General features: G+C 69.5%; 18 protein-coding genes. 10 read left to right on the top strand and 8 right to left on the bottom strand.

From position 1 onward, the window contains the following. Positions 1 to 59: 59 nt before the first annotated feature. Entirely contained in the window at positions 60 to 701 is a 642-nt protein-coding gene (locus OHA21_RS12835) for a hypothetical protein (RefSeq protein ID WP_328473564.1), read from the bottom strand. A gap of 97 nt (positions 702 to 798) precedes the next feature. Between OHA21_RS12835 and OHA21_RS12830 the strand changes: the two genes are divergently transcribed. Further along, positions 799 to 1,683 carry an alpha/beta fold hydrolase gene (locus OHA21_RS12830; RefSeq protein ID WP_328473562.1) on the top strand — a complete coding sequence of 295 codons (885 nt, stop codon included), beginning with the start codon at positions 799 to 801 and terminating at the stop codon, positions 1,681 to 1,683. A gap of 134 nt (positions 1,684 to 1,817) precedes the next feature. On the opposite strand, the gene OHA21_RS12825 is transcribed toward OHA21_RS12830, so the two are convergent. After that, the gene (locus OHA21_RS12825) at positions 1,818 to 2,522 is read right to left on the bottom strand and encodes a VOC family protein (RefSeq protein WP_328473560.1); all 705 of its coding nucleotides are present in this window, start codon (positions 2,520 to 2,522) and stop codon (positions 1,818 to 1,820) included. Between the two features lie 75 nt (positions 2,523 to 2,597). On the opposite strand from OHA21_RS12825, the gene OHA21_RS12820 reads away from it, so the two are divergent. Further along, positions 2,598 to 3,026 carry an NUDIX domain-containing protein gene (locus OHA21_RS12820; protein WP_328473558.1) on the top strand — a complete coding sequence of 143 codons (429 nt, stop codon included), beginning with the start codon at positions 2,598 to 2,600 and terminating at the stop codon, positions 3,024 to 3,026. A gap of 37 nt (positions 3,027 to 3,063) precedes the next feature. Beyond that, entirely contained in the window at positions 3,064 to 3,516 is a 453-nt protein-coding gene (locus tag OHA21_RS12815; RefSeq protein ID WP_328473556.1) for an HIT family protein, read from the top strand. A gap of 3 nt (positions 3,517 to 3,519) precedes the next feature. Here OHA21_RS12815 and OHA21_RS12810 read toward each other — a convergent pair whose 3' ends face one another. Continuing rightward, entirely contained in the window at positions 3,520 to 3,990 is a 471-nt protein-coding gene (locus tag OHA21_RS12810) for a hypothetical protein (protein ID WP_328473554.1), read from the bottom strand. A 236-nt stretch (positions 3,991 to 4,226) separates the two neighbouring features. Between OHA21_RS12810 and OHA21_RS12805 the strand changes: the two genes are divergently transcribed. Continuing rightward, positions 4,227 to 4,469, top strand: coding sequence for a hypothetical protein (locus OHA21_RS12805; RefSeq protein WP_328473552.1), 243 nt, complete (start codon positions 4,227 to 4,229; stop codon positions 4,467 to 4,469). Between the two features lie 127 nt (positions 4,470 to 4,596). After that, entirely contained in the window at positions 4,597 to 4,803 is a 207-nt protein-coding gene (locus OHA21_RS12800; protein WP_328473550.1) for a hypothetical protein, read from the top strand. 44 nt (positions 4,804 to 4,847) lie between these two features. Here OHA21_RS12800 and OHA21_RS12795 read toward each other — a convergent pair whose 3' ends face one another. Then, positions 4,848 to 5,528 carry a response regulator transcription factor gene (locus OHA21_RS12795; protein ID WP_328473548.1) on the bottom strand — a complete coding sequence of 227 codons (681 nt, stop codon included), beginning with the start codon at positions 5,526 to 5,528 and terminating at the stop codon, positions 4,848 to 4,850. 7 nt (positions 5,529 to 5,535) lie between these two features. Further along, on the bottom strand, positions 5,536 to 6,906 hold the full coding sequence (locus OHA21_RS12790; protein WP_328473546.1) for a sensor histidine kinase: 1,371 nt from the start codon (positions 6,904 to 6,906) through the stop codon (positions 5,536 to 5,538). A 175-nt stretch (positions 6,907 to 7,081) separates the two neighbouring features. On the opposite strand from OHA21_RS12790, the gene OHA21_RS12785 reads away from it, so the two are divergent. The 4 genes from OHA21_RS12785 to OHA21_RS12770 all read left to right on the top strand — a co-directional run bounded on the left by OHA21_RS12785 (position 7,082) and on the right by OHA21_RS12770 (position 9,712). Further along, positions 7,082 to 7,687, top strand: a complete 606-nt coding sequence (locus OHA21_RS12785) for a hypothetical protein (RefSeq protein ID WP_328473544.1) — start codon at positions 7,082 to 7,084, stop codon at positions 7,685 to 7,687. A 120-nt stretch (positions 7,688 to 7,807) separates the two neighbouring features. Beyond that, on the top strand, positions 7,808 to 8,854 hold the full coding sequence (locus tag OHA21_RS12780) for a hypothetical protein (protein WP_328473542.1): 1,047 nt from the start codon (positions 7,808 to 7,810) through the stop codon (positions 8,852 to 8,854). After that, positions 8,842 to 9,219, top strand: coding sequence for a RidA family protein (locus tag OHA21_RS12775; protein ID WP_328473540.1), 378 nt, complete (start codon positions 8,842 to 8,844; stop codon positions 9,217 to 9,219). The genes OHA21_RS12780 and OHA21_RS12775 overlap by 13 nt, the downstream gene beginning before the upstream one ends. 79 nt (positions 9,220 to 9,298) lie before the next feature. Beyond that, positions 9,299 to 9,712, top strand: coding sequence for a nuclear transport factor 2 family protein (locus OHA21_RS12770; RefSeq protein ID WP_328473538.1), 414 nt, complete (start codon positions 9,299 to 9,301; stop codon positions 9,710 to 9,712). Positions 9,713 to 9,738: 26 nt separating this feature from the next. On the opposite strand, the gene OHA21_RS12765 is transcribed toward OHA21_RS12770, so the two are convergent. Next, entirely contained in the window at positions 9,739 to 11,370 is a 1,632-nt protein-coding gene (locus OHA21_RS12765) for a cellulase family glycosylhydrolase (RefSeq protein ID WP_328473536.1), read from the bottom strand. 184 nt (positions 11,371 to 11,554) lie between these two features. On the opposite strand from OHA21_RS12765, the gene OHA21_RS12760 reads away from it, so the two are divergent. Next, entirely contained in the window at positions 11,555 to 12,592 is a 1,038-nt protein-coding gene (locus tag OHA21_RS12760; protein ID WP_328478396.1) for a phosphotransferase, read from the top strand. Here OHA21_RS12760 and OHA21_RS12755 read toward each other — a convergent pair. Beyond that, positions 12,507 to 13,169, bottom strand: a complete 663-nt coding sequence (locus tag OHA21_RS12755) for a hypothetical protein (RefSeq protein WP_328473534.1) — start codon at positions 13,167 to 13,169, stop codon at positions 12,507 to 12,509. The two genes, OHA21_RS12760 and OHA21_RS12755, sit on opposite strands and share 86 nt — an antisense overlap. 766 nt (positions 13,170 to 13,935) lie before the next feature. Further along, positions 13,936 to 15,333 (bottom strand): IS1380 family transposase, encoded by a 1,398-nt coding sequence (locus OHA21_RS12750; protein ID WP_328468718.1) that lies wholly within the window; start codon positions 15,331 to 15,333, stop codon positions 13,936 to 13,938. Positions 15,334 to 15,407: the final 74 nt, after the last annotated feature.

The raw sequence follows: 15,407 nt of genomic DNA, 5'->3' as shown, positions 1-15,407 counted from the left end.
CGCCATCTGACGCTGGGGGCCAGAAAAGCACGTTGTTGAGCAACGGTCAACGACTGTGATCAATCCGGCGTAGGGCGGCCACGAGGAGTCAGCCCGCACTCCGCTGCTGGCTGCGGCCGCGACTCCAGTTGCGCAAGCACGCGGTGGCGGGTTCCCGGCTCCACGCCCCGGTCGATCATGGATCTGCGGATGAGGTCCAGATCAGACCCGTGCGAGCGCAGGTGCTCGATCAGCGGCAGGTAGCGGTCGGGCCGGTCGCGGACGAGTTCGGAGACCAGTCGCAGCTCCAGCGCCACCGCCGCGACGGTGTGCCGGCCGACAGTGGTCGGGACGTAGAACTTCCAGGGGCCCGAGCCGATGCACTCGAAGGTGTCTGCGCCGGTCGGCACCTCGACGGTGCTGGCACCCACATCGACACCGTCCACCGCGAAATGCGTGAAGTACTGCCGGGCGTCCGGCAACCAGGCCGGCGGCTCCAGGCAGGGGAACCCGGCCAGGGCATCGGCGAAGCCGTCGACGTCCTGGCGCCGCGCGACCAGGACGTCGATGTCGCCGGCTGGAAGTGGGACGCCCTGCGCCAGGGCGGCGCCGGTCCCCACGAGCCGGTACCGAATCCCGGACGCCGCCGGATCCCAGCGGTCAAGGACCAGCGACAGGATCTCCTGCAGCTGCGTGCGGTCGCGCAGGCCGTTCGGTGACATGCGGCGATCGTGTCACCGGGGTACGACAGTTTCCGCCCAGCGGCTCGTCGCCCACCCACGAAGGTGGTCCTCCGGGCAGAGTTCGTATGGTGACGGCATGGATCATGTCGATGCCGGCGTGTTGTCCGTCGCCTATCGGCAGGACGGCCCGTTAGACGGCTGGCCGGTCGTCCTGTCGCACGGCTTCCCCTACGACATCCACGCCTACGATCAGGTCGTCCCCATCCTGACCGCACACGGCGCGACGGTGATCCGCCCGTACCTGCGCGGTTTCGGCCCCACCCGCTTCCGTTCCGCCGCCACCGTGCGCAGCGGCCAGCAGGCTGCCCTCGGTTCCGACCTGATCGCGTTGGCCGACGCGCTGCACCTCGACGGCCCGATCGTGGCCGGGTACGACTGGTGCGGCCTCGCCTCCTGTGTCGCGGCCGCGTTGTGGCCGCAGCGGATCACCGGTCTGGTGTCGCTGGCCGGCTACGACATCATCGACATCGAACGACAACGGCATGCGTTCGACCCGGCCGTCGAGCATGCCGTGTGGTACCAGCACCTGTTCCAGACCGACCGCGGCCGCGAGAGCCTGGCCGCTCACCGCCGCGACCTGTGCCGGATGCTGTGGCACCAATGGTCACCCGGATGGGCGTTCGACGAGGCCACGTTCGCCCGGACCGCGGTGTCCTTCGACAACCCCGACTTCGTCGACGTCGTCATCCACGCCTACCGTCACGCGCTCGGCCGGGCCGCGGGCGATCCGGCCTACGCCGGTCTCGAGGACCGCCTCGCCGGTCGCCCGAAGATCACCGTGCCCGCGGTGACGTTGGACGGCGCCGGCGACACCTTGAAGCCCGGCGGCACCGCCGACCATGCGCCGATGTTCGTCGCCGGTCACGAGCACCGTCTGGTGGGCGCCGGCCACAACCTCCCGCAGGAAGCCCCCGCGGCATTCGCCGACGCCGTGCTGACCGTACGGTCCTGGCAGCGTTAACGACGTCCCGACTTCCACACCGGCGGAGGCGCCGCGCCGGAGACGTGCCACCGCCTGCCCGTCCAGGCAGAACGTCATGCGGCGAGCCAGGCCGCCCACATCCATCGCGCGCCTCAGTTCGAGATGTGGCATCGCTACGGCCTCGGCGTTTCGCTCGCCCTGACGCTGAACTCGTTGCCGTCGGGATCTGCCAGCAGGACAGCACCGTTCTTGTCGATCTCCAGCCGGGTAGCGCCGAGAGAGACGAGCGCACTCTGCTCACCGTCGGCGGCCACGAGCAGATCGAAGCGCTGCCGGTTGGGCTCCGTCTTCGGTGCCGCGGGCGACCCCGACCATGCGATCTTGGTGCCTCCGCCCGGTGACTGGATCGCGGTCTCCGCACCGTGCTCCCACACCAGCGGCCAGCCCAGCACCTTGCTCCAGAACAGGCCGACCTCGCGGGTGCCGTCACAGGCCAGCTCACCCAGCGGGCCACACCCAGCGAGGTACGCGTTGCCGGGCTCGATCACGCAGAACTCGTATCCCGCGGGGTCGGCCAGCACGACGTGCTCCTCCTCAGGCAGTTGCCCGACGTCGAGGTGGCGGCCACCCGACTCGAGCGCCATCGCCACCGTGCGTCTCTGCTCGTCGAGATCGGCGCTGGTCAGATGCAGGTGCATGCGGTTCTTGCCGAGTCGGCCCGCACGGCCGGCGACGAAGCGAAGGCCCAGCTGCGTCCCCGTGCCCGGCAGCAGCACCCCGTCGGCGTCCTCGATGGCCTCCCGGCGCAACAGCGCGGCCCAGAACTGCGCCGCACGAACCGGGTCGGACGCCTCGAAGGTAACCGCGCGCAGTCGCATCCCCAGACCGTAGGCACCGCCGCGGCCAAGCGCACGCCAAAATCTTGTCGGACGGTCCTGGCACAATCCCCACCCATGCACGAGATCGTCACCGGGGCGCTGGTTCGCGAGGGCCGGGTCCTGCTCGTCCACCGAAGCCCGAACCGCCACGCCTACCCGGACGTGCGGGATCTGCCCGGCGGGCACATCGAGCCGGCCGAGACCGAGCCGGCCGCGCTCGCCAGGGAGCTGCACGAGGAACTGGGCGTACAGATCGCAACAGGCACGGCGATCCATCTGTGCCGGCTGGAGGCAGGCCAGGGCGAGGATTCCGTACGCATCAGCGCCTGGCTTGTCGGCGAATGGGAGGGGACACCGGCGAACGTCGCTCCCGACGAACATGACGACATCCGCTGGTTCCGGCCCGAGGAGCTGCCTCCACTCGCCCACGAACTCATGGGCCCGGCGCTGGTGAAAGCGATGCGGGGCGCCGGGTCTGAAGCACCTGCTCCCACCCCGAATTGAATTGCACCTGTCCAGGCGCGCTGGAACCATCGCGCGCATGACCCAGGACACGACATCGGCAGCGCAGAAGTGCATCTTCTGCGCCATCGCGGCGCGACAGGCCGAGGCCAGCGTGGTGTACGAGGACGAGACCGTGGTCGCCTTCATGGACCTGAACCCCGTCACGCCCGGCCATCTTCTCGTCGTGCCACGCAGGCACGCCGTGGGTCTCGAGGACCTCGACCGAGCCACGAGCGCTCACGTCTGGTCCGTCGGTCACGACATGGCACGCGCCCTACGCCGCTCAAGCATGGCGTGCGAGGGAATCAACGTCATGCTCTGCGACGGCGAGGTCGCCTTCCAGACGGTCTTCCACTTCCACCTGCACGTCGTCCCCCGCTATGCAGGGGACGGCTGGACCCTCAAGGCCGAGACGCAGGAACGTGAAAGGGCGCTGCTGGACAGCGACGCGCAAGCAATCAAAGACGCCATCGCCTCGACATCGCGCTGAGAGCTATCCCCGCAGCTGCCGGACCGAGATCGTCACGTCCTCGAGCTCGTCTGCCACCACCGTGCCGTAGTAGTAGTCGTCGTTCTTCTCCCACAGAAACCCGTCCGGGATGGTCGAGGACAGATCCGCGTTGTCGCCGCGCCACCAGGTCGCGCGTACCGTGTCCTGCTCGCGGGCTTTCAGTTCCAGCAGGCCGCCCTCGCGGTGCCGGGCCGTGGTGGTGAAGAAGACCCTCAAGACGATCTGCTCGTACGGGACACGCGCGATCCAGCGCCCCGACGGTTCCTGGCGTGCACCCGGATGGTCCGGGCGCACCTCCACAGCCGGACCGTCCGGATCCGCGGACGCGTACGCCTGCTTCAACAGCTCGCCGTCCACCAGCACGTAGCGGCCGGCCAGCACGCCGTCGCGGGCGAGCGCCCGCGACCGGGCGTCCAGGAAGGCGGGATCCCCGAGATCGGCTGCGTCGGCCATGCCGGCAGGCTAACGCCCCGATGCCAGGCCCGCGATCAGGCGGCAACAATCAATCTCCTCCACCACCGGATATCCGTTCTCACCCAGCCCGGTCAGCTTCACCGCCGTCGGCACCCCCTCGGCCACCCTCGGCCCGGCGGTGGCCGGCTCCTACGCCGACCCGAGTTGAAGCCGGCCGGCACATCAACATCAAGCAGGCTCTGGACCTTGCCGGGCGGACTGGCAATCATGTTCCGATGACGCCCGAACAGCACGCCGCCCGCGCGGAAGCACTGGCCGCAGACGCAGAACGCCAGTTCGAGGTGGTACAGCGAGGCATCGACAGCAATGACGTGAACCCGGCCGATGTGCGCCTGCTGTCCGCGATCGCCCAGCTCGGCCAACTCCACGCCAGCCTCGCGCTGCGACCGGCCCGCGGTTGGCCGTCCCCGGTGCCGGCGACCGACGTCGTCGACTACGGCGACGGTTTCCCGCAGTAGACGACGAGCGAGCGCCGCCCCTTCCGCGATGTCCCGGGTGGGCACGCCGCCCTAGCATCGAGGTAGGGACGGATCCTGGCGGCGTCGCTGAGCGTTCTCATCAGCGCCGCCGTAGGCCTGGTGACCAATGTGGTCACCTCGGACCGACATCCTGCGCCGCTGTCTGGAGGGCGTCGACCTCAACGACTGCTTCGCCCTGCTGGCCGAGCTTTTCGACGTGGTGCCGGCAACGGGGCGGGACGCGCTCGCCGAGGCCTGCCTCGACGCGCTCAGCTGTGCCGACCGCTGGTGGCCACGCTGGTCGGAGACCGCGCCGGCGGACTCCCCCACCTGAGGCTCGTGCCGATCATCGGTGGCGGCGACGGCCGCATGGTGTCGTCACTGCTGCTCAGGTAATGGAGCAGTGATCCCTGCCTGATGGGCGACCACCGCGGCCGCCGCCCGGTTGTCCACGCCCAGTCTGGCCAGGATGGAGCTCACATGTGCCTTGATCGTTCCTTCGACCACATGCAGGCGCCGGGCTATCTGCCCGTTGGACAGGCCGCTGCCGAGGAGGGCCAGCACCTCCCGTTCCCGGGGAGTGAGGGCGCCGACCCGGTCACGGGCGCTGGAGCGCCGCGTGACCGTGGTGTCCGCGCCCGTCGCGGCGAGGTGCGCCACGACGCGGGCCGCGACCTTCGGTGACAGGTAGGCGGCGCCGTCGGCAACCGCGCGTACCCCCATGATCAGTTCCTCGGGCTCGCCGGACTTGATCAGGAAGCCGGCAGCGCCGCCGCCGAGCGCCTGCAGGATGTAGTCGTCCTCCCCGAACGTCGTCAGAATGACCACACGGGTGGCCGGCACGGTCCGGCGGAGCTCCGCCATCGCTTCGATGCCGTTCATACCGGGCATCCGGATGTCCAGGACGGCCACTGCGGGCCGGTGCCGTCGCGCCAGCTCGACGGCGTGGTGTCCGTCGCAGGCCTCCCCGATGACTTCGATGTCCGAAGCGGTGGCGAGTACCGCGCGCAGCCCGACACGGATCATCGGCTCGTCGTCGGCGATCAGTACGCGGATCATCGGCGGCTCATGGGGTGACTGCGTCCCGGGACACCAGCACGTCGTCGCGGAAGCAGAGCCGGTATGCGTCTCCGGACCGGTCGTCGAAGCGGTCGGCCGTCATCGCGTAGTACTCGCACGTCAACCCGTCCTCGGTCGGCTCGGCGGTCACCGGTCGGTAGCGCGTCTGCCGGCGCGGCAGGAGACGCTCCACCTCGGAACGATCCTGCCCGATGCGCAGACGGGCGAAGTCACCCGGTTCCAGGACCGCCTGTGACGCGGACAGTGTCTCCCAGCCCGCCAGGGCCCCGCTCAGCAGCGCACCGGTGACCAGCGGCACCATGACCGCGATGACCAGGGACCGGCCGACACGCCGCCGGGCGCGGCGATGTTCCTGCGGCAGCGCCCGGTCGACCTCAGGGGTGACCGGCGGTGGCACGGGGGTGTGCGGGATCCGCGCGGTGACGGCGAAACCACCGTGGTGCGGGCCGTGCTCGAAGGTGCCGCCGACGAGCCGCACCCGTTCAGCGAGGCCGGTCAGACCATGCCCGCCGCCGCGGGGCCGTGACTGCGGGCCGTCTTGCGACTTCGGCGGGCCGTTCTCCACCATTATCGTCGTCTCGGTCGCCGCGTGCGTCACGGAAATGATCGCCGTCGCTCCGGGCGCGTGTTTGGCCACGTTGGTCAGCGCTTCCTGCGCGACCCGATGAACGGCCCGCTCGGCCATCGGCGGCAGATCGGCGGCCTCGCCATCGATGCGCAGCTCCACCCCCAGCCCCGATGCGGACGCCGCGGCCGTCAGCGCGGCGAGGCCGGGCCCGTGGGCGTCCATGGGGGCGCTGTCGGTCTGCTCGCGCAGGACGCCGATGACCTCGCCGAGGCGCTCCACCGCGGCCGCGGCCCGGGCCCTGAGGTCCGCGGCCGCCTTGCGATGATGCTCTTCCAGGTCCGGCGCGAGTTTCAGCGCGCCCGCGGACAGCGCGATCAAGGTGAGGTCGTGGCCGAGCAGGTCATGCATGTCCTGGGCGATCCGTGCCCGTTCGCGCAGCCGCGCTTGCTCGGCGACCAGTTGCTGTTCACGCTGCACCTGCTCGGCGCGTTCCCAGCCGGCCCGGACGAGTTCCTGATACTGGCGCCAGAACCGTCCCACGAACCATGGCGACATCGTGGCGGCGACGAACACGATCAGGAACCGGCTCGCCAGTGACAGCCAGCCGGGCACGACCGCGAACGCCACCACACCGGCCGAGAGCACCGCCACCAGCGCGAGCACCGCCGGACCCGTCCGCCCCGGGCGCCGACCGGCCAGGAATGCGGTGACCACGGTCGGCAGCAACCACCAGCCGCTCACCATGCTCAGACCAGCGAACACGACCGCAGCCGCCGTCAGAACACTCACGGAGCCAGGAACCCGTGCGGCCTTGATCGTTGCGCGCTTCACCGAGGCGACGGTACGGGCTGCGGCTGCCGCCCGACACTGCCGAAAGACAAATCAGCGTACGGCCGAAGCGCGCACCGGGATTTCGTGCGCAGATTTTGCTTGTCCCGCGCGTCGCGGTGCCGATGGTCGGGCCGTGACTGAACAGGCGGACCGCTTCGCGCTGACGATCGGCCCGGACGGACGTGTGCTGCTCGCCCTGTCGTTGCGGCGGCACCCCGGCGCGACTGCAGACGCTTACGCGCGGGCGCAACGCTATTGGGCGTGCGTTCCGGCCGGCGCGCAGCCGCGGTGGCTCGCGTTCGCCGGCGACCTGCAGCGGGCCGAGGAAGCCCGCGAGGCAGCGGATGCCCACGCTGCCGCTGCGGCCTACCTTTCGGGTGTGTCCTGTTCCGGATGCGGCGGCCGCCAGTGGCAGCCGGTGCACCGGGCGGCAGTGACCCGGTACGTGCTCACCGGCGCCACCGGTGCCTGCCTGCCGTGCCACACGCCGTCGAGCGGCACCTGGGCAGCCGCACCGCCGCCAGTCGCCGCAGTGCCCGCGCCGGTACCCGCTGATCCCCTGCCGGCGCGATTGGTCGAGGCGCGAACCCTGCCTGCGGTGACGGTGCGGATCGACGGTCCGGTGGCGGCCCTGCTGTGGAGCGCCACCGGAGGCGACGCGAAGATGATGTCGTCGCTGGTGACCGACGCGATCTCCCGCAACTTCGGCATCCGGCGTCCCGGCGACAGCCTCCCCTGACCGCCCCTCGGAAGGTCCGCCGGCCGGTCGGGGTCCATACCGTGAACCCACTATCGAGCGGGAGGACGCTCCCTCCCCGGAGGGAGCCGGACCGGCGCGCTCATTCCTACCGTGAGCAGCATGAACAGAATCGGCCGGCTTGCGGGGAAGGCCGCTGCCAAGCTGCAGCAGCAGAGACGGATCCACGTCGTCGCGGCGGTTTTGCTGATCGCATACACCGTGATCCACGTGGCATGGGCGATCGGCGGTGGACCGCGATTCCTGAACGGCCGGGAGTCCTACTTCCCCGGCGGATGGGTTCCGGTGGTCCTCGGTGTTCTGGCGGCCACCGGATGCCTGTGCGCCGCGGCTGCCGCCCGCCGCGAGGTGAGCGACACCGGCCGCTACGCACTCGCCGCCTTCAACGCCGTCGCGGGCACCGCCCTGTGTGTGTACTCGTTCCTGTTCCCGGTGATGCTGGTGTCGCTACTGTTCGAAGGCGTCCATTCCGGCACCATGACCAGCCTGCTGGCGACCGGCAGCGGCGCCGCCGGTGGCGTCCTGTGCCTGATCATCGCCGCGGACGAGCGCCGGCGGGCCGCGCATCCTTGCGAGTCCTGCGGCCGGGTCCACGGCAGATCACCGGAGAGCCGGGCGGAGCGGGCGCCCGGCTGGGCCTTCGCCGGCGCCTACCTCGCCGTGGCCGGGTTCGTCGCACGGATGAGCGTGTGGCTCAGCGACACGATCGCCGGGGGTTGGCCGTCCGCGGCGACCCGGGCGAGCGGCATCTCGTCGACCGCGATGCTCGTCTTCGTACTGTTGATGAGTTTGGCCGGCACCGTGCTGCCCCTGGCCCTGGCGCACCGTTGGGGCCGGATCTGGTCGGCCTGGTCGGGCCCGCTGCGCGGCCGGACGGTGCCGCGGTGGCTGGTGCTCGGCACCGGGCTGTTCGTCGGGGCGAGCCTGACCGCGTACTTCGGCATCGCCGGGATGACCGCCTGGATCCGCGGCGAGTTCGGCGGCCCGTTCCTGCCGCTGCTGGCGGAGATGGGCGGCTACACGCTGTGGGGTGCCGGGCTGCTGGTGGCCTCCGCGTCGTACTTCGCGTTGACCCGGCCCCCGTGCCCGCAGGTCGGTGACGTCCACCGTGGCCTGAGCGCCGTTAGCTTGAGGGGATGCGAGAAATAGTCAGCACAGCGGACGCGCCCAGCTCCCCGTTGTACAGCCAGGGGGTGAAGGCCGGCGGCCTGGTCCACGTCTCGGGCCAGCCCGGCATCGACGTGACCACCGGCGCCCTGGCCGGACCGACGATCCAGGACCAGACACGCCAGGCCCTCGCCAACTGCCGCGCCGTCCTGCGGGCCGCGGGCGCGACGTGGGAGGCCATCGTCGAGGTCGGCGTGCTCCTGGCCAGGCCGGAAGATTTCGCAGGAATGAACGAGGAGTACGCGACCTGGTTCCCCACCGAGCCGCCCACGCGCTACGTCGCCAAGCTCGGCGTCGAACTACCCGGCCTTCTCGTGTCCGTTCGCATGACCGCCTCCACCGCCTGAAAGAGGGGCAGGCGTTGTCGACAAACTGAAACGTGTTCTATTCTCGTGGCGTCGTGGAGGCTCGGCGGGAGGACGCGCGATGACGTCAGCAGTGTCGACCATCCGTGAGCTGGCACGGCGGTCGCAGGCAGCGGCCGGCGCGAAGGACCGTGAGGCCTGGCTCGGCCTCTTCACCGACGATGCGGTGGTGGAGGACCCGGTCGGCCCGTCCCCGCTCTGCCCGGACGGGCGCGGGCATCGGGGCGCCGCGGCCATCGCCCGGTTCTACGACACCGTGATCGGGTCGGTCGACCGGATGCGCTTCGAGATCGAGCGGTCCTACCTGTGCGGCGACGAGGTCGCCGACGTCGGCAGCATCCACATCGCCATGCCGGGAGGACGTTCCGTCCAGGTGTGTGGTGTCTTCACCTACCGCAGTGACGGCGCGGGAAGGATTGCGGCGCTTCGGGCGTACTGGGAGTTCGACAACCCGGGCGAAGGGCCGGGCCGCTGAAGCGGTCCGGCCCTTCGTGGTGGTGATCAACTGCAGGTGGCGCCGTTGAGTTTGAAGCCGGTCGGTGCGGCCGCATTGCCGGTGTGGTTGGCCTGGTAACCGATGGTTGCCGAGCCTCCCGGCGCGAGGCTGCCGTTGTAACTGGCGTTGGTAGCGGTCACCGTGCCGCTGGACGGCGAGTAGCTGGCGCTCCAACCAGAGACGATGCTCTGCCCGGCGGCCAGGGTGAACGCCAGGCTCCAGCCGTTGATCGCGGTGGTGCCGGTGTTGGTGATGGTGATGCTGTTGGTCAGCCCGGTGTTCCACGCGTTGACCGCGCTGCTGACCCGGCAGGCGCCGGTGCCGCCGGGGCTGGTCGACGGCGACACACTGGGCGAGGCGGACGGCGACTGGGACGGCGACGGCGACGGCGACGGCGAGGCGGACGGTGACGACGGCGGCGGGCTGGACGGCTGGCTGCCGCCGACGCCGCTCATGATGGCGTCGATGATGCCCTGCTGGGTGACCGTGGCGGAGCTGCGGTTGAACAGGCCGAAGCCGTGCTGCCCGTTCCAGCCGTTGTCCCAGTAGGCGGTGGCTCCACCGTACTTCTTGGCGGTGGCCACCAGGGTGCGCGCGTAGTCCACGCGGTACCGGTTGTTGGACGAGTCGTACGTCGTCTTGTCGATCGAGCCGTACTCACCGACGAAGAACGGGTAGCCGCGCGCGACGAAGGTGTCGCGCATCTTCTTCATCTGGCCGTCCATGAAGTCTTCCTGGCCCCAGACCGACTTCTTCGCCGGGTTGGTCGCGCCGGCGCCCCACTGCGTGATGTTGCCGTCCTCCTGACCGGCGAAGTCCCACGGGTCGTAGTAGTGCACCGAGATCATCAGTCGCTGCTCACCGGCGGGGATGGTCGACGACCGGTACTGGTCGGTCGGGATCACGAAGCCGCTGCCCACGGTGTGGTCGATGTTCGTGTTCCAGCCGGGCACCAGCAGCCATCGGGAGGCGTTGGTGCCGCCGGTGCGGCGCACGGTGTCCACGAAGATCTGGTTGTAGGCGTTGATGTTGGAGTAGCACGGCTGGGTCGGGTTGCCGTACTGACCGTCGAAGTTCTCGTTCATCGACTCGAAGATCAGGTGGTCGTTGTAGCTCTGGAACCGAGTGGCCACCTGCTGCCAGACCTTCTGGTACTTGTCGCGGATCGTGGTCTGGTCGGCCGCGTCGCAGATCAGCCAGGAGCCGGAGACGCTCTTGTAGCCGTCGCCGTGCATGTTGATCAGCACGTACAGGCCACGGCTGTGGGCGTAGTCGACGACCTCCTGGATCCGGTTCAGCCACGCCGCGTTGACGGTGTAGCTGGGGCCGGCTCCGATGTGTCCCAGGTAGGAGACCGGGATGCGGATCGTCTTGAAACCCGAGGCCCGTACCCGGTCGATGAAGGCCTGCGTCACCGTCGGGTTCCCCCAGGCCGTCTCACTGGGGATGCCGTTGATGTTGGCCTCGAGTGTGTTGCCCAGGTTCCAGCCGGCGCCCATGTCAGCTACCAGCTGAGGCCCGTTGAGCTGGGCGACGACATCGGCCGAGGCCGATCTCGTCACGCCGTACACGGTCCCAGCGAAGGTCAGGGTGGCGGCAAGTAATGCGAGCCCGACCTTCCGTACTCTCGTACCCATGTCTGTTCCCTCTCGGTCTCGAGCGCTGGAACCGGCCTAGCTCGGGCTCGCAGACCGCGTCGATCGAGCGTGGAGGGCGCCGGCTCCCGGTGCGGGGTCACCGTGGGAGCGCTCCCGGGATTGTAGACCATCTATTCGGTACGCGGACCGCGCGATCCTGTGATGGGATGCGCCGGTGTTGGAGATGCTGTGGGAGCCGCACGACCCTCGCCAGGCGCTCGACGAACGATTCGGCTTCAGCGATGAGAAGTCGGCCGGCCGCTGGGTTGCCGCGATGCTGGACGAGCACTGGGGTGTTCGCGTCGAGACCTGCGAGCGAATCGTGATGAGCGACGGCAACGCGCTGGCCTGGGTCGGCACGCCGTCCGGCCGGCTGATCGCGAAATGGTCGGTCGTGCCCGAGCGTTTCCCGCGTCTGGCGCAGACCGCGCGTCTCACCGGCTGGCTGCACGATCGGGGGCTGCCGGTGTCAGCGCCGGTTCCGGCACGGGGCGGCCGGCTTCAGGTCGAGGCCGGCCGTGTCTCGATGGGCCTGCAGCGCGAGATCATGGGCGAGCTTCTCAACACCGCAGACCTTGATCAGGTACGGGCGTCCGGAGCCCTCCTCGCCGAACTGCAGAGCGCCCTGGCCGCCTACCCGCACGCCGATCAGCTTCCCGCGCTCGCCGGCTCGTCCGAACCGTTGACCGCCCGGGTCACCGCTTGGCTCGGCTCCCGCGCCGGCCATCTGCCCGCGGCAGCCCGGGACACGCTGCGCGACCTGGTCGCCGGGGCGCCGCCCGACCGGCTCGCGCGTCAGCTCGTCCATTTCGACTTCCGCTCCGCCAACATCCTGGTCGCCGACGGCAAGGTCGCCGCCGTCCTCGACTTCGAGGAGACCCAGCATGATCACCCGCTGGTCGAGCTGGCCCGCGCGGCGATCCTGCTCGGCACCCGCTACCACAACTGGGGACCGGTGCCGGCCGACGTACGCGCCGAATTCGTCGCCGGTTATCAGTCCGTGCGCCCGCTGACCGAGGCCGAGGCACGCTGGCTGGACATCCTCCTGCTCTGGCAGGCCCTGGCGATGGTGCCACCCGGCGACGACCCGACCGGCTGGGGACCGTCGGCGTTGAGGCAGCTGACTCGCGCCCTCATCATTCAGGCTGATCTTCAACCCGTGCCTGGCGCTCGATCTCGAGTGGAGAGTCGATCCCGTCGGCGAGCCGGTGGCGCTCGGTGATGACCCGATCGAGTTGCCTGGCCAGCTGCTCGATGGCGGACGAGGCCAGGTACGTCTCGGCGCCGGCGTCGAGCATGCGGCGGATCGCCCCGAGATAGCTGATGCCGAGGGCGTCGTCCTCGAATTCGGCGGCAACGATGCGGGCCTCAGGAAACATCGAACGCAAGTGCCCGATCAGCTGCGGGCTGATCGGCGGCACCAGCAGCACGTCGGCCGTAGCCGGAGCAGAATGCATGTCGACGACGATGTAGCCGGCGCCGAGCTGCTCGGACAACGAGGCCCGCGCCGCATCGGGCAGCGCCATCGCCGTCGCAACAACGGTCACGTCGTCGTAGCCGGCCCGCGGCTCGGCGGTGTCTTCCCGCGGAGGACCGGGCGCGACGATCTCACCGTCGAGCGCACCACCCACGCCGGAAATCGTCGCAATCGGAAGGCCGTCCCGGGTGATGGGCAGCTGCTCACCGGGGCGCAGAGCGCCGATGAGGGCGGCGACGTCATCGGGGAGGCGTGATATGTCGATTCCGCCAGCATAGAAACGGGCCGCCAGCCGCCTCTGAGGCCGTGCTCTGTATCGCAAGAGTCCTCTTTGACGGCCGCGGCTACCATCGCCTCGAGTGCCTGGCCGGCCTCTCGAACTCCCGACGCGGTGACGGTGGGACATGACATGAGCGACGATTCATCGACCGGAAACAGGCCCTTTTCACCCTCGAAAGACGACTTCCGGGCCTCATAATCCTCGCCGCGCTCTTCTACATTTTCGCGTCCGGTGTCCTGGCGAACTCACTCAACGCCGATGTCATCCGAAATCGAAGGGATGACGACGATCGTGACGAGACATCAGTATTCGCGACCCAACGCCCATTCTTCAATGCGGGGATTGCATTCTTCCTGGCCGGCAATGTACTGCTCGGGGCGGCGGTGCTGCTTCTGTCGTACCAGTTCTCGTTGCGGGTAGGACTCGCCGCTTCCACCGTAGTGGCCGTCTGCATCGTCAACGTCGTGCTGTCGAATCTGGGGTTCCGGCGCCGATGGCTTCCCCTTCAAGCCGCAGCCCAGTTGGCCTATCGACTGCAAGGTGCCCGCTGGAAACGCTCGCGCTGAGTCGCTGTGCGGATGCGAGACGTCCGCAGGTCGTCTTTCCGCTGATCTTGAACGCGATCGTCTCCCCCATCCGAGGGAAATCCGGCGCCGACGGTTAGCCTCGGTCTTTCACTTGGCTCATCGTCCATAGCTGCTGATCGATTGATGTGACTTCGGATGCGGTTTGCCGGGTTGCTGGCATGCTGATGGCCCGGCGCAGGGCCGGGTTCCTCCGTGAAGCTGGTGGGACGTGGGTTGCTGGGTCAGCCTGCGGGTCGTGGGAGTGCCGCGAGGCGGCTGAAAGCGCTGGTCAGGGCCTCGGTCCAGGGCCAGTCGGCGGCGATGGCGAGGCGGGTCCGGCGGGCGGTGCGGGTGAGCCGGGCGGCGACGTGCAGCAGCCGGTAGCGCAGTCTCTTGGGCTCGGCGGTGGCGAGGTCGCCGTCGAGGAGCAGGGTTTGGGTCCAGGCGAGTAGGTCGATGCCGGTCAGGGCGAGTTGTAGCCAGGCCTGGTTGATCGCGAAGTGCCGGGACGGGAACCGGCCGAAGCCGGTGTCCTTGCCGGTGCGGATGCGGTCTTCGACGCGGGCGTGGGCCCGGTGCCGGGCCTCCAGGAACTGGATGCCGCCGTTGCCGGGTGGGGTGTCGGTGGCGACGACCTGATGCCGCCAGCCTTCGATGGTGTCGAACAGCGACAGCTGGGCGCCGGGGTGCGGGCGTTCGCGGCGGACCAGGAACCGGGTGCCCTGCGGCCAGCCGGTAGCGTCGAACAGGCCGGTGATCTCACAGACCTCGGCGTGTTCACGCAGGTCGCCGTCGGTGTCGATGGCGGGGATCCAGCCGGAGGCCGCGGTGATCGCTTGCCGGACGGGTTCGGTGATCGCGGTGCCGACGCTGAATCGGATGTCCAGGTGCTGCTCGCGCAGCGATCGGATGTGGGCGAGGAAGCCGTGGCTGGAGCCGGCCGAGTCGCTGCGCAGCAGGACCGGGGTGCCGTGCCGGTGGGCGTCGGGGATCTGGGTGAGTGCCTGGTCCAGGACGGTGATGTGGTCGGCGGTGGTGTTCGACCCGGCCCGGCCCTCGCGCAGGAGCCCGGACAGGGCTTCGCCGGTGTTGTCCAGGAAGCAGAACAACGGGTGATAGCCGAAGGTCTTCTTCCAGGTCCGGGTCGCTGCCTCCTTCTCCGAGTGGCAGATGACGATCGTCGCGTCGATGTCCAGGACCAGGCCCTGCATCTTGCGGCCGGCCACGGTGACCTGTGGCAGGTCGCCGCGGACCTCGGCGTGCTGAGCCCAGGCCACTTCCCGAGCCTGGGCTCGCGCGGCTCGCAGCTGGGCCAGCATCGCCTCGTCCACCTTCGACAGCAGCCGCCAGGCGGTCGGGTCGGAGGCGACCGGCCCGAACAGGCCGGCCTGGTCACGCAGGACGGCGAGATCGGCGATCGCTTCGCCGCCGTCGGCGAGCATCACCGCGAGATCGACCGCGATCCGGCCCGGGTCGTGCCCGCCACCGCGCTGCCGCAGACCCGTCAACCCAAGACTGAACGCGCTGGTCAACCCGGTCGCGTCGGCGAGATCGGCCAGCAGCCGGGCACCAGCGTGAGCGACCACGCCCCGCCCGCCACCAGTCACCGTGATCTTCGGACGTGTTGCGGTAGCCTTCACCCAGCAAGTGCCTTCCGTGACAGGAACATCGGACCCTCAGCAAGTCCTATTTTCCCTGATCAGAAGGCACTTCT

It is taken from the genome of Actinoplanes sp. NBC_00393 (assembly GCF_036053395.1).
Classification (GTDB): Bacteria; Actinomycetota; Actinomycetes; order Mycobacteriales; family Micromonosporaceae; genus Actinoplanes.
This window is presented reverse-complemented; position numbering and strand designations above follow the sequence as displayed.